Origin of the sequence: Streptomyces sp. NPDC018019, assembly GCF_044327805.1 — a bacterium.
GTDB lineage: Bacteria > Actinomycetota > Actinomycetes > Streptomycetales > Streptomycetaceae > Streptomyces.
Map to the genome: position 1 here is coordinate 135,753 of NZ_JBIRGD010000025.1, position 11,925 is coordinate 147,677.

Consider the following 11,925-nt stretch of genomic DNA (forward strand, 5'->3'; position numbering starts at 1 on the left):
CGCCGGTCCCGCCCTGTGCCGTACGAGAGGCCGTAGGACGGCCGCCGTACGCGCGGCCGTCCTACACCCCCAGCTCGCGGGCGATCAGCAGCCGCTGCACCTCGCTCGTCCCCTCGCCGATCTCCAGGATCTTCGAGTCCCGCCACATCCGGGCGACCGGGTACTCGTTCATGAAGCCGTACCCGCCGTGGATCTGGGTGGCCTCGCGGGCGTTGTCCACCGCGATCTCGGAGGAGTACAGCTTGGCCAGCGCCGCCTCCTTCTTGAACGGCTCGCCGTGCACCAGACGGGACGCGGCGTCGCGCCAGGCCAGCCGGGAGGTGTGCGCCCGCATCTCCATGTCGGCCAGCTTGAACTGGATGGCCTGGTTGTGGCCGATCGGCCGGCCGAAGGCGTGCCGCTCCTTGGCGTAGCGGACCGATTCGTCCACACAGCCCTGCGCGAGTCCGGTGGCCAGCGCGGCTATGGCGATCCGGCCCTCGTCCAGGATGCGCAGGAACTGGGCGTAGCCGCGGCCCTCGGCACCGAGCAGGTTGGCCGCCGGGACCCGGACGTCGGAGAAGGACAGCTCACGGGTGTCCGAGGCGTTCCAGCCGACCTTCGAGTACGGGGCGCCGACGGTGAAGCCCGGGGTGCCGGACGGCACGATGATCGAGGAGATCAGCGGGCTGCCGTCGTCCTTGCGGCCGGTGACGGCGGTGACCGTGACCAGGCCGGTGATGTCCGTGCCGGAGTTGGTGATGAAGCACTTGCTGCCGTTGATCACCCAGCTGTCGCCGTCCCGCACGGCGGTGGTGCGCGTGGCGCCCGCGTCCGAACCGCCGTCCGGCTCGGTCAGGCCGAACGCGCCCAGCACCTCGCCCGTACACATCCGGGGCAGCCACTCGCGCTTCTGCTCCTCGGTACCGAAGTGGTAGACCGGCATGGCGCCGAGCGAGACGGCCGCCTCCAGGGTGATCGCCACCGAGGAGTCGACCCGGGCCAGCTCCTCCAGGGCGACGCCGAGGGCGAGGTAGTCGCCGCCCATGCCGCCGTACTCCTCGGGGAACGGCAGGCCGAACAGGCCCATGCGGCCCATCTCCCGCACGATCTCGTACGGGAACTCGTGCTGCTCGTAGAACTCGCCGATCTTGGGGGCGACCACGTCATGGGCGAACGCCTCGACCGTACGCCGCAGCTCTTCCAGTTCGGGGGACAGACGGTGATCCAGGGACATCGTTCACTCCTTGTGGGAGAGGGCACGGACGGTGCGGGACGGGCTCGGACGGCCCAGCTGTTCGGCCATCCACACGCTTGTGGCGGTGAGCCGGCCCAGGTCGACCCCGGTCTCGATGCCGAGGCCGTGCAGCATCCACACCAGGTCTTCGGTGGCGAGGTTGCCGGTGGCGCTCTTGGCGTACGGGCAGCCGCCGAGCCCGCCCGCCGACGCGTCGACGGTGGTGACGCCGTGCTGGAGCGCGGCGAGGGTGTTGGCCAGTGCCTGGCCGTAGGTGTCGTGGAAGTGCACGCCGAGGCGGTCGGTGGGCACGCCCGCCTCGTTCAGCGCGGCGAGCAGCGCCTGTACGTGGCCGGGGGTGGCGACGCCGATGGTGTCGCCCAGGCTCAGCTCGTCGCAGCCCATGTCGAGCAGGGCGCGGCAGACCCGTACGACCTGTGCGACGGGCACCGGGCCCTCCCACGGGTCGCCGAAGCACATGGAGAGATAGCCGCGGACGTGCGTCTTCTCCTCCTTCGCGCGGGCGACCACCGGAGTGAACACGGCCAGCGATTCCTCGACCGTACGGTTCAGGTTGGCCTTGGCGAAGGACTCGGTGGCGCTGCCGAAGACCGCGATACGGCGGGCGCCGAGGGCCAGCGCGCGGTCCAGGCCGCGGTCGTTGGGCACCAGGACCGGCAGCCGCGCGTCGATGCCGTCCAGCATCGAGTAGAGCCGCTCGGCGTCGGCGAGCTGCGGCACCCACTTGGGGTGCACGAAGCTGGTCGCCTCGATGGTGTCCAGTCCGGCACCGGCGAGCCGGCGGATGAACTCGGCCTTGACCTCGGTCGGTACGACGGCGGACTCGTTCTGGAGGCCGTCGCGGGCGCCGACCTCGTGGATGCGGACCCGGGCCGGCAGGCCGGGCGCCGGAACGGTCATGGGCAGTCCGGAAGCGGTCATGCCGTTGCCTCCTCGGTCGGGGCGGCCGGCTGCGCGCCCGGCGCGTGCGGGTCACCGTCGTGCGGGTCGACGACGGCGAGCACCTGGTCCATGGCGACGGTGCTGCCGGGGGACACGCCCAGCTCGCTGACCGTGCCGGCGTGCGGCGCGGAGATGACGTGTTCCATCTTCATCGCCTCGACGACCAGCAGCCCCTGTCCCGCGGTCACCTCGTCGCCGACGGCCACCTTCACGACCGTGACGGTGCCGGGCATCGGCGCGGTCAGCGCGTCCATCCCGTGTGCCCCGGCGGCGCCGCGCAGCGTCTCGGCGACCGGGTCGTGGTCCGTCACGTGCCAGGCGTCGCCGTCCCGGCCGAGCCAGTCGCCGGCCCGGTGGAAGGTGTGCACGACGCCGTCCACGGTGACGCGGACCCGGTCGGCCGTGACCTGGCCGGTGCCCGTGGCGTGCACCGGTTCCCGGCCGGGGACCCTGACCCAGTGCGCCACGGGAACGCTCCGGCCGCCGATCCGCCAGCCGTCCGGTACGGAGAACGGGTCCACCCAGCCGCCGTCCCGCACCGGCTCCAGCGCCGCGTTCCGTACGGCCGCCGCGGCCGCGTACACCTCGGCGGGCACCTCCCGCGGCACCAGCGCGTCCATCTCGCGCTCGACCAGCCCGGTGTCCAGCTCGCCCGCCACGACCGCCGGGTGGGCCAGCAGCCGCCGCAGGAAGCCGGTGTTGGTGGGCACACCGAGCACAACCGTTTCGGCGAGCGCGGCGCGCAGCTTGCGCAGGGCGGTCGCGCGGTCCGGGCCGTACGCGACGACCTTCGAGAGCATCGGGTCGTACAGGCTGCCGACCTCCGTGCCCTCGGCCAGGCCGGAGTCCGTGCGCACGCCCTCACCGGCCGGCTCGTGCAGCGCCAGGACCGTACCGCCGGAGGGCAGGAAGCCGCGCGCGCCCTCCTTGACCGACACCGTCTCGGCGCAGATCCGGGCCTCGACGGCGTGCCCGGTCAGGCGGACGCCGTCCTGTCCGAAGGCCAGCGGCTCCCCGGCGGCGATCCGCAGCTGCCACTCGACCAGGTCGAGACCGGTGACGAACTCGGTGACCGGGTGCTCGACCTGGAGCCGGGTGTTCATCTCCATGAAGAAGTACGACGCGGGGTCGTCGCCCGGCACGATGAACTCGACCGTGCCCGCGCCCCGGTAGCCGCACGAGCGCGCGGCCTGGACGGCGGCCTCGCCCATCGCGGCCCGCGTCGCCTCGTCCAGCAGGACGGACGGCGCCTCCTCGATGACCTTCTGGTGGCGGCGCTGGAGGGAGCACTCGCGCTCACCGAGGTGGACGACGTTGCCGTGGCCGTCCGCGAGGACCTGGATCTCGATGTGCCGGGGGCGGTCCACCCAGCGCTCCACGAGCAGCGTGTCGTCGCCGAAGGAGCCGCGCGCCTCCCGCCGGGCGGCGGCGATCTCGTCGGCGAGCAGCGCCTCGTCGCGCACCAGCCGCATGCCCTTGCCGCCGCCGCCCGCGGACGGCTTGAGCAGCACCGGCATGCCGATCTCCCGCGCCGCGTCGGCCAGTTGGGCGTCGGTCAGACCGCTGCCCGAGGAGCCGGGGACGACCGGCACGCCGGCCGCCCGTACCGTCTCCTTGGCGCGGATCTTGTCGCCCATCAGCTCGATGGCCTCGGCGGGCGGCCCGATGAAGACCAGCCCGGCCTCCGCACAGGCCGCCGCGAACGCGGTGTTCTCGGCGAGGAAGCCGTAGCCGGGGTGCACGGCCTGCGCGCCGCTGCGGTGCGCGGCCTCGATCAGACGGCCCGCGTGCAGATAGCTCTCGGTGGACGGCGGGGGGCCGATCCGTACGGCCGTGTCGGCCTCGCGGACGTGCCGGGCGTCGGCGTCCGCGTCGCTGAAGACGGCGACCGAGCGGATGCCGAGCGCGCGCAGCGTCCGGATGACGCGGACCGCGATCTCGCCCCGGTTGGCGACCAGGACGGTGTCGAACATGCTCATCTGTTCCTTCACTCCCCGCACTCCCCTCACATCCGGAAGACGCCGTAGCCCGGCTCACCCAGCGGCGCGTTGCCGCAGGCCGTCAGCGCCAGACCCAGCACCCGGCGGGTGTCCAGCGGGTCGATGATCCCGTCGTCCCACAGGCGCGCGGTCGCGTAGTAGGCGTTGCCCTGCGTCTCGTACTGCTCGCGGACCGGCGCCTTGAAGGCTTCCTCCTCCTCGGCGCTCCACTCCTCGCCGCGCGCCTGGAGGTGGTCGCGCTTGACCGTCGCGAGGACGGACGCGGCCTGCTCGCCGCCCATCACCGAGATCTTCGCGTTCGGCCACATCCACAGGAAGCGCGGCGAATAGGCCCGGCCGCACATCGAGTAGTTGCCCGCGCCGTACGAGCCGCCGATGACGACGGTCAGCTTGGGGACGCGGGTGCACGCCACCGCCGTGACCATCTTCGCGCCGTGCTTGGCGATGCCGCCGGCCTCGTAGTCGCGGCCGACCATGAAGCCGGAGATGTTCTGGAGGAAGACCAGCGGGATGCCGCGCTGGTCGCACAGCTCGATGAAGTGGGCGCCCTTCTGGGCGGACTCGGCGAACAGGATGCCGTTGTTGGCGACGATGCCGACCGGGTGGCCGTGGAGGTGCGCGAAGCCGGTGACCAGCGTCGTGCCGTACTCGGCCTTGAACTCGGCGAAGCGGGAGCCGTCCACGATGCGCGCGATGACCTCGCGCACGTCGTAGGGCGTACGGGAGTCGACGGGCACCACGCCGTACAGCCCGGCCGGGTCGGCCTTGGGCTCCTCGGCGGGCCGCACCGTCCAGGGCAGCGGGCCGCGGTCGCCGAGCGTGCCGACGATGCCGCGGACGATGCGCAGCGCGTGCGCGTCGTCCTCGGCGAGGTGGTCGGTGACGCCGGACGTACGGGAGTGCACCTCGCCGCCGCCCAGCTCCTCGGCCGTGACGACCTCGCCGGTGGCGGCCTTCACCAGCGGCGGCCCGCCCAGGAAGATCGTGCCCTGGTTCCGCACGATCACCGCCTCGTCGCTCATCGCCGGCACGTACGCGCCGCCGGCCGTGCAGGAGCCGAGCACCGCCGCGATCTGCGGGATGCCGGCGCCGGACATCCGCGCCTGGTTGTAGAAGATCCGCCCGAAGTGCTCGCGGTCCGGGAAGACCTCGTCCTGCATCGGCAGGAAGGCGCCGCCGGAATCGACCAGGTACAGGCACGGCAGGCGGTTCTCCAGGGCTACTTCCTGGGCCCGCAGGTGCTTCTTGACCGTCATCGGGTAGTACGTGCCGCCCTTGACCGTCGCGTCGTTGGCGACGATGACCGTCTCGCGGCCGGAGACCCGCCCGACACCCGCGATGACGCCCGCGGCCGGCGCGGCACCGCCGTACATCCCCTCCGCCGCCAGCGGCGCCAGCTCCAGGAAGGGCGAGCCGGGGTCCAGCAGCGCGTCCACCCGGTCGCGGGGCAGCAGCTTGCCGCGGGCCGTGTGCCGGGCCCGGGCCCGCTCGCCGCCGCCGAGGCGGGCCGCGGCGAGGCGGGCGCGCAGGTCCTCGGCCAGCTCCTGGTGGGCGGCCTCGTTGGCGCGCCAGCTCTCCGAGGCCGGGTCGGCCGTGCTGTCGAGCACCGGTGCCTGCTGCGTCGGGTCCATCAGCATCGGACCTCCGTCTCCGTCGGCTCCATCGCCACCGGCTGCATCGCTACGGCCTTTCTCGTCCGGCTGCCGCGGGGGCCGGGGATCGCCCGGCGGCGCGGTTAATGGGCGTTAACTTCATTTCTCCCAGGTTAACGAGCACTAACCCGCCTGTCTACAATCAGTTGTATGAGCAGCACACAGGCCCCGGCCGTCACCAGCCGACGCGAGCAGATCCTCAAGGAGGCCGCCCGGCTCTTCGCCGAGCGCGGGTTCCACGGCGTCGGCGTGGACGAGATCGGGGCCGCCGTCGGGATCTCCGGGCCGGGGCTGTACCGCCACTTCGCGGGCAAGGACGCGATGCTCGCCGAACTGCTCGTCGGTATCAGTGAACGGCTGCTGGACGGCGGCCGCATCCGCGCCGCGTCCGGCGGGGACAGTCCCGCCGCGGCGCTGGACGCCCTGATCGAGGGGCACATCGACTTCGCGCTCGACGACCGTCCGCTGATCACCGTCCACGACCGCGAGCTGGACCGGCTGCGCGAGGCCGACCGCAAGCGGGTGCGCCGCCTCCAGCGCGAGTACGTGGAGCTGTGGGTGCAGGTGGTGCGCGAGGTGTATCCCGCCTGCGCGGAACCGGACGCCCGCGCCTCCGTGCACGCCGTGTTCGGCCTGCTCAACTCGACCCCGCACCTCAGCCGCCCGGGCGCGCTCCCGGGCCGTACGGAGATGTCGGCGCTGCTGCACCGGCTGGCGCGCGGGGCGTTCGCGGCGGTGGCGGCGGACGGCGGCACCGGGGCGCCCGAGGTCCCCTCCGGGCCCACGGCCGTCTCTGGACAGCGTCACTGACCGGCGGGTAGCTTTCGGCTGAGCAAGCGCTTAGTCGAGGGGCCGGCCCGGCCGGCCGGCGGACCTGAGGAGGCGGCGGATGCGTCGTACGGTGTTCAACGAGGATCACGAGGCGTTCCGGGAGACCATCCGCGACTTCATCGCCGCCGAGGTCGTCCCCGTCTACGACGAGTGGCTGCAGGCCGGACAGGCCCCCCGCGACTTCTACAAGAAGCTCGGCGCGCTGGGCGTCTTCGGCATCGAGGTCCCGGAGGAGTACGGCGGCGCGGGCCAGACCAGCTTCAAGTTCAACGCCGTCATCACCGAGGAGTGCGCCCGGGCGGGCGTCAGCTTCGGCGGCTCCGGCGTCCACACCGCGCTGTGCCTGCCGTACTTCCTCAAGTACGCGAACGAGGAGCAGAAGCGCCGCTGGCTGCCGCCCTTCGTCTCCGGCGACATGATGACCGCCATCGCCATGACCGAGCCCGGCACCGGCTCCGACCTGGCCGGCATGAAGACCACCGCGAAGCTCTCCGAGGACGGCACGCACTACGTCCTCAACGGCGCCAAGACCTTCATCACCGGCGGCGTCCTCGCCGACCGCGTCATCGTCTGCGCCCGCACCTCCCCTCCCGCCCCGGAGGACCGCCGTGCCGGCATCACCCTCCTGGTCGTCGACACCGCCTCCGAGGGCTACGCCGTCGGCCGCAAGCTGGAGAAGCTCGGCCTCAAGAGCTCCGACACCGCCGAACTCTCCTTCACCGACGTCAAGGTGCCCGTCGAGGACCGCCTCGGCGAGGAGGGCGAGGCGTTCTCCTACCTCGGCCGGAACCTCCCGCAGGAACGTCTCGGCATCGCCGTCAGCGCCTACGCCCAGGCCGCCGCCGCGGTCCGCTTCGCCACCGCGTACGTCCAGGAGCGCGAGGTCTTCGGCAAGTCCGTCGCCTCCTTCCAGAACACCAAGTTCGTCCTCGCGGACTGCAAGGCCGAGGTGGACGCCATGCAGGCCGTCGTCGACCGCGCCCTCGACGCCCACGACGCGGGCGAACTGACCCCCGCCGACGCCGCCTCCGCCAAGCTCTTCACCACCGAACGGGCCGCCGTCGTCATCGACAAGTGCCTCCAGCTGCACGGCGGCTACGGCTACATGCAGGAATACCCGATCTCCCGTCTGTACGCCGACACCCGCGTCACCCGCATCTACGGCGGCACCAGCGAGGTCATGCGGTCCATCATCGCCAAGTCCATGGGGCTGTGAGGCCCCGCGCCCCGCTGCCGCGCCGGCGCCCGAGCCCGCCCGCCGCGGCCCGAACGAAAGCCGTACGCGCGTGAACGACGCCCTCCGCGCCCTGCTCGAACAGCTCGACCTGGAGCGCATCGAGCAGGACATCTTCCGCGGCACCAGCCGCCCGTCCGTCGTGCCCCGGGTCTTCGGCGGCCAGGTCGCCGCCCAGGCCCTGGTCGCCGCCGGGCGCACGGTCCCCGAGGACCGCCCGCCGCACTCCCTGCACGCCTACTTCCTGCGCCCCGGCGACCCCGGCGCGCCCATCGTCTACACCGTCGACCGGATCCGCGACGGCCGCTCCTTCACCACCCGCCGCGTCGTCGCGGTCCAGCACGGCCAGCCGATCTTCCACCTCTCCGCCTCCTTCCAGGCGGACGAGGAGGGGATGGAACACCAGGAGCCGATGCCGTACGCGCCGGACCCGCTGACCCTGCCCACCGCCGCCGAGATGCTGCCCCGATACGCCGACCGCTTCCGCGACCCGGACGTGGTCCAGCGCCTCCTGGAAGCGCGCGCCGCCGTGGACCTGCGCTACGTGGACGCGCCGCCCTTCGGCACCGCCGGCGAGCCGCGCGAACCGCGCTCCCAGGTCTGGTTCCGCACCCACGGCAAGCTGGACGGCGACATCGACCAGCCCCTGCTGCACATCTGCCTGGTCACCTACGTCTCCGACATGACCCTGCTGGACTCGGTGCTGCTCGCGCACGGGCGCGGCGGCTGGGCGGTCGGCGACGTGGTCGGCGCGAGCCTGGACCACGCCATGTGGTTCCACCGGCCGTTCCGGGCCGACGAGTGGCTGCTGTACGACCAGGAGTCCCCGACCGCCCAGGGCGGGCGGGGCCTGGGCAAGGGCCGCATCTTCACGGCGGACGGGCAGCTGGCGGTCTCGGTGATCCAGGAAGGGGTCATCCGGGTGCCGCGGGGGTGAGACGCCGTTCCGGTGCGCATACTGGATCTTCATGGGCGCCCCAAGCAATCCCGTCCCGCCGTCCGCCGCGGACGAGAGCGTCGGCACCGTTCTCGTGGCCGCCGCCGCGAACCTCGGCATCGCCGCGGCCAAAGCGGTCGGCGGTGTCGTCAGCGGCTCCAGTGCGATGCTCTCCGAGGCCGCGCACTCCACGGCCGACACCGTCACCGAACTCCTCCTGCTGACCGCCCTCAAACGCAGCGGGAAACCGGCCGACGAGGACCACCCCCTCGGACACGGCGGCGAGCGCTACGTATGGGCACTGCTCGCCTCCGTCGCCACCTTCGTCGGCGGCGCGGTCTTCGCGGTCTACGACGGCATCCACACCCTCACCCACGGCGAGGAGCCGGGAAACCCGCTGCTCTCCTACATCATCCTGGCCCTTGCCTTCCTCCTGGAAGGCGCCTCGCTCCTCAAGGGCGTACGCCAGGCACGCGGCGAGGCCGCCCGTTTCGGCGTCTCCCTGCACCTGTACATGGCGCACACCCCCGACACCGCCGTGAAGGCCGTCGTCATGGAGGACTCCGCCGCGCTGGCGGGCCTGGTGCTGGCCGCGGGCGGACTGCTCGGCGGCCAGTTCACCGGCTCCGGGGTGTGGGACGGCGCCGCGTCGGTCTGCATCGGGCTGCTGCTCGTGTACGTGGCCTGGGTACTCGGCCGCAGCAACGCCCAGCTCCTGATCGGCCGCCCGCTTCCCAGGCCGATGCGGGACGCCGTACGCGCCGAACTTCGCTCGGTCCCGCACATCGTGGACGTACTGGAGCTGGTCACACTCGTCCAGGGACCGCGGGAGGTGCTGGTCGCCGCGAAGATCGACTTCCGGGACGTGTCCACCGCCGAGGAGATCGAATGGGCGTGCGAGGACGCGGAACAGCGCCTGCGCGAACGCTTCCCGGCGATCCGGCGGGTGTTCCTGGACCCGACGCCGGGGGCGCATCAGCAGCGGCCGGGGGCGGCCGGGGCGGACGGGTGACCCCGGCCCCGGCCCTCCCACCGGAGCCCCTTCGCCTTGACGCCTTCGCCTCGGCCCCTCAGACCGTGAGGCCCGCCGCATCCAGCAGGTACGCCGTCAGCGGGTCGTAGTACCGCGGGCTCAGCACATGGTCGTCCAGCGGGATCGTCACCTGGAGCGTGCCCTCCGCCTCGCCGAGGAACAGCGCCGGGTCGTTGCAGTCCGCGAAACCGATGGCGTCCAGACCACGCTGACCGGCGCAGCCGGCCCAGCCGTGATCGGCCATGACCAGATCGGGCAGCGCCTGACCCGCCCGCTCCAGCCCGTCCAGCACGGCGGCCATCGGCGCGGGCGAGTGGGTGTGCCACAGCGTCGCGCCGCGCTCCAGCATCGCCACATCGGCGAACTGGAACACCATGCCGTCGTCCGCGTGCAGCCCGTCCGGTACGACGACGATGTCGCAGCCCTGCGCGCGCAGCGCCTCGGCGGTGGCCCGGTGCACGTCCAGCAGCCCGCCCGGGTGGCCGGTCGCGAACAGCACCCGCTGCCGGCCGGCAGCGGCCTTGCGCAGCCGGGCGGCCGTACGGTCCAGGGCGTCCACCGTCAGCTCGGGGTCGATGGTGTCCTGGCCCATCCGGTGGTGCGGGTCGTCGACGACGCCGCACCGCTCGGCCATCACCGCGAGCACGTCCTGCTCGTCGGTCCAGCGGTCCCCGAGCTCCAGCCCGAGCCAGTAGTGGCGGTCTCCGTTGGCCAGCTTGCGGTAGTGGTCGAGGTTGTTCTCGCGCGGCGTGGCGACCTCACCGGCGATCCGGGTCCGTACGAGATGGTCGACGAGTTCGGTGCGGCTGGGAGCAGGCGGCAGTATCGGCATGAGGTCATTGTCCCTTGAAGCACCCCGCGATGGACGTGATGTCCATCGGCCGACGGCACATCGCCGCAAATGTCCATGGGCAGGCCGGGCCCCGCTCCCTACCCTCACCCTCATGACCACCGCATCCGCCGCTTCCGGCGCCTCCCAGGAACCCGTCGGCCCCGTCGACTCCTCCCGCGTCCCCCGCTACGCGGGCCCGGCGACCTTCGCCCGGCTGCCCCGCCTCGACGAGGTGGGCGCCGCCGACGTCGCGGTGGTCGGCGTCCCCTTCGACACCGGTGTCTCCTACCGCCCCGGCGCCCGCTTCGGCGGCAACGCCATCCGGGAGGCGTCCCGTCTGCTGCGCCCGTACAACCCGGCCCAGGACGCGTCCCCCTTCGCGCTCGCCCAGGTCGCGGACGCCGGTGACATCGCCGCCAACCCCTTCGACATCAACGAGGCCGTCGAGACCATCGAGGCCGCCGCCGACGACCTCCTGGACACCGGCGCCCGCCTGATGACGCTGGGCGGCGACCACACCATCGCGCTGCCCCTGCTGCGTTCCATGGCGAAGAAGCACGGCCCGGTCGCCCTGCTCCACTTCGACGCCCACCTGGACACCTGGGACACGTACTTCGGTGCCGAGTACACCCACGGCACCCCGTTCCGCCGCGCCGTCGAGGAGGGCATCCTCGACACCTCCGCCCTCTCCCACGTCGGCACCCGCGGCCCCCTGTACGGCAAGAAGGACCTCGACGACGACGCGAAGATGGGCTTCGGCATCGTCACCTCCGCCGACGTCATGCGCCGCGGTGTCGACGAGGTCGCCGACCAGCTCCGCCAGCGCATCGGCGACCGCCCCCTGTACATCTCCATCGACATCGACGTCCTCGACCCGGCCCACGCCCCCGGCACCGGGACCCCCGAGGCCGGCGGTCTCACCTCCCGCGAACTCCTGGAGATCCTCCGCGGCCTGTCGTCCTGCAACCTCGTCTCCGCCGACCTGGTCGAGGTGGCCCCCGCCTACGACCACGCGGAGATCACCTCGGTGGCGGCCTCCCACACCGCGTACGAGCTGACGACGATCATGTCGCGGCAGATCGCGGCGTCGCGCGGCTGAACCGGTCGTGGGGGGCCCCCCCGCGCGGGGGGGCCCCCCCCGCCCCCCCCCCCCGCCCCCCCCCGGCCCCGGGCCCCCCCCCCCCCCCGGGCCCCGCCGACAAACTCCCCCGCGGTGCCGTCCCCCCC

At 72.8% G+C, this 11,925-nt stretch carries 10 protein-coding genes; 5 read left to right on the top strand and 5 right to left on the bottom strand.

From position 1 onward, the window contains the following. Positions 1–61: 61 nt before the first annotated feature. The 4 genes from ACH4FX_RS32950 to ACH4FX_RS32965 are packed head-to-tail and all read right to left on the bottom strand — an operon-like array spanning position 62 to position 5,816. Positions 62–1,216 (bottom strand): acyl-CoA dehydrogenase family protein, encoded by a 1,155-nt coding sequence (locus tag ACH4FX_RS32950; protein WP_398485095.1) that lies wholly within the window; start codon positions 1,214–1,216, stop codon positions 62–64. Positions 1,217–1,219: 3 nt separating this feature from the next. Beyond that, on the bottom strand, positions 1,220–2,158 hold the full coding sequence (locus tag ACH4FX_RS32955) for a hydroxymethylglutaryl-CoA lyase (RefSeq protein ID WP_398485096.1): 939 nt from the start codon (positions 2,156–2,158) through the stop codon (positions 1,220–1,222). Next, positions 2,155–4,152: a biotin carboxylase N-terminal domain-containing protein gene (locus ACH4FX_RS32960; protein WP_398485110.1), complete on the bottom strand. Its 1,998-nt coding sequence runs from the start codon at positions 4,150–4,152 to the stop codon at positions 2,155–2,157. The genes ACH4FX_RS32955 and ACH4FX_RS32960 overlap by 4 nt, the downstream gene beginning before the upstream one ends. A 32-nt stretch (positions 4,153–4,184) precedes the next feature. Further along, the gene (locus ACH4FX_RS32965) at positions 4,185–5,816 is read right to left on the bottom strand and encodes a carboxyl transferase domain-containing protein (protein ID WP_398485097.1); all 1,632 of its coding nucleotides are present in this window, start codon (positions 5,814–5,816) and stop codon (positions 4,185–4,187) included. Positions 5,817–5,981: 165 nt separating this feature from the next. On the opposite strand from ACH4FX_RS32965, the gene ACH4FX_RS32970 reads away from it, so the two are divergent. The 4 genes from ACH4FX_RS32970 (at position 5,982) to ACH4FX_RS32985 (ending at position 9,845) form a co-directional block, all read left to right on the top strand. Beyond that, a complete protein-coding gene (locus tag ACH4FX_RS32970) occupies positions 5,982–6,641 on the top strand; it encodes a TetR/AcrR family transcriptional regulator (protein WP_398485098.1) in 660 nt (219 codons plus the stop codon). A gap of 79 nt (positions 6,642–6,720) precedes the next feature. Continuing rightward, positions 6,721–7,878: an acyl-CoA dehydrogenase family protein gene (locus tag ACH4FX_RS32975; RefSeq protein WP_398485099.1), complete on the top strand. Its 1,158-nt coding sequence runs from the start codon at positions 6,721–6,723 to the stop codon at positions 7,876–7,878. 70 nt (positions 7,879–7,948) lie between these two features. Continuing rightward, positions 7,949–8,833, top strand: a complete 885-nt coding sequence (locus tag ACH4FX_RS32980) for an acyl-CoA thioesterase (protein WP_398485100.1) — start codon at positions 7,949–7,951, stop codon at positions 8,831–8,833. A 31-nt stretch (positions 8,834–8,864) separates the two neighbouring features. Continuing rightward, positions 8,865–9,845, top strand: coding sequence for a cation diffusion facilitator family transporter (locus ACH4FX_RS32985; RefSeq protein WP_398485101.1), 981 nt, complete (start codon positions 8,865–8,867; stop codon positions 9,843–9,845). Positions 9,846–9,903: 58 nt separating this feature from the next. Here ACH4FX_RS32985 and ACH4FX_RS32990 read toward each other — a convergent pair whose 3' ends face one another. Next, positions 9,904–10,698: a phosphatase gene (locus tag ACH4FX_RS32990; protein WP_398485102.1), complete on the bottom strand. Its 795-nt coding sequence runs from the start codon at positions 10,696–10,698 to the stop codon at positions 9,904–9,906. Between the two features lie 112 nt (positions 10,699–10,810). On the opposite strand from ACH4FX_RS32990, the gene speB reads away from it, so the two are divergent. Next, the gene (gene speB / locus ACH4FX_RS32995) at positions 10,811–11,797 is read left to right on the top strand and encodes an agmatinase (protein WP_398485103.1); all 987 of its coding nucleotides are present in this window, start codon (positions 10,811–10,813) and stop codon (positions 11,795–11,797) included. The last annotated feature ends 128 nt before the right edge of the window (positions 11,798–11,925 follow it).

Excerpts from the sequence above, each read along its gene's own strand:
- ACH4FX_RS32975 (WP_398485099.1), top strand. The coding sequence starts at position 6,721 with ATGCGTCGTACGGTGTTCAACGAGGATCACGAGGCGTTCCGGGAGACC.
- ACH4FX_RS32990 (WP_398485102.1), bottom strand. The coding sequence starts at position 10,698 with ATGCCGATACTGCCGCCTGCTCCCAGCCGCACCGAACTCGTCGACCAT.
- ACH4FX_RS32965 (WP_398485097.1), bottom strand. The coding sequence starts at position 5,816 with ATGCTGATGGACCCGACGCAGCAGGCACCGGTGCTCGACAGCACGGCC.
- ACH4FX_RS32985 (WP_398485101.1), top strand. The coding sequence starts at position 8,865 with ATGGGCGCCCCAAGCAATCCCGTCCCGCCGTCCGCCGCGGACGAGAGC.
- ACH4FX_RS32970 (WP_398485098.1), top strand. The coding sequence starts at position 5,982 with ATGAGCAGCACACAGGCCCCGGCCGTCACCAGCCGACGCGAGCAGATC.
- ACH4FX_RS32960 (WP_398485110.1), bottom strand. The coding sequence starts at position 4,152 with ATGTTCGACACCGTCCTGGTCGCCAACCGGGGCGAGATCGCGGTCCGC.
- speB (WP_398485103.1), top strand. The coding sequence starts at position 10,811 with ATGACCACCGCATCCGCCGCTTCCGGCGCCTCCCAGGAACCCGTCGGC.
- ACH4FX_RS32950 (WP_398485095.1), bottom strand. The coding sequence starts at position 1,216 with ATGTCCCTGGATCACCGTCTGTCCCCCGAACTGGAAGAGCTGCGGCGT.
- ACH4FX_RS32955 (WP_398485096.1), bottom strand. The coding sequence starts at position 2,158 with ATGACCGCTTCCGGACTGCCCATGACCGTTCCGGCGCCCGGCCTGCCG.